Raw genomic sequence first — 853 nt, 5'->3', positions numbered from 1 at the left:
TTATGGGGTCGAATCTTTGGCCGCGCATACGATAGGGATGCGTCTCGATATGCTTATTTCTGTGGTGGCTTTGGGGATTTCCAGCGCAGCCGCGACAATAGCAGCGTGGTATAGAGCAGATAGGAATAATATGGCTCTAAAACAATTGCGTATGAGTGTCACTGTTTTTGCTGTAGCTTATGTCTTGTTTTTATCAGGGATTGTTTATCTCTCTTATGGATTCATCCTTACAACCATCTTTAATATTTCTTCAGAACGCGTTGTTGTTTTCTCTTGGAAGTTGCTTCCGTTCATTTTATTGTCTTTTGCTTTTGGCACTTTAGGTACTATGCTCAATGGCATACTTGTGGGCTTGCTTGATACGTTTTGGTCAACAATTGTTGTAGCAATAAGTTATTGGGGGTTAGGCCTATTTGGGGGAGCGCTAATGGCGCATTTTTTTGAATATGGCTTTATTGGCTATTGGCTTGGCATGATTGGTGCAAGCTTAATCGTTTCTATCTTTAATTATATGCGCGTGGGTTATTTAATAAAATGCAATCCTATGTTTGGGGCAGAGTGAGTGTTATAAAAGCGCTTGTAAAGCACTAGCTGTGAAGGCTTAGCTACTCATCGTCCATAGAGGCTGTTTTACTTCTATGGAGATAACAATATAGGTTACAAAACTTGCTTAATATTGAAAAGAAGTGTCTTTGATTGTAGTCTCAATATTATTTGTTGAGTTTTTAAAATAATATGGGTTTATTAAAATCATTCGGCTACAATTTAAGAGTAAGTTCGGTAGATTGGAAGAGTTTAATACCTTAAAAAATGACGAGAAAAAACGTGCTTATATTCATACGCCGTTGAGGAG

1 protein-coding gene is annotated in these 853 nt (G+C 38.0%); it reads left to right on the top strand.

Annotation, left to right across the window (positions count from 1 at the left end; genetic code table 11):
- A partial coding sequence (locus ACFIL8_RS11395; RefSeq protein ID WP_375689886.1) for an MATE family efflux transporter occupies nucleotides 1–562 on the top strand: 562 nt, incomplete at its 5' end.
- Nucleotides 563–853 lie beyond the last annotated feature (291 nt).

Source organism: Bartonella sp. AP57NXGY (assembly GCF_042195805.1).
Taxonomy (GTDB): Bacteria; Pseudomonadota; Alphaproteobacteria; order Rhizobiales; family Rhizobiaceae; genus Bartonella.
Note: the sequence above shows the minus strand (reverse complement) of the source record. Positions and strands in the feature narration are given on the sequence as shown.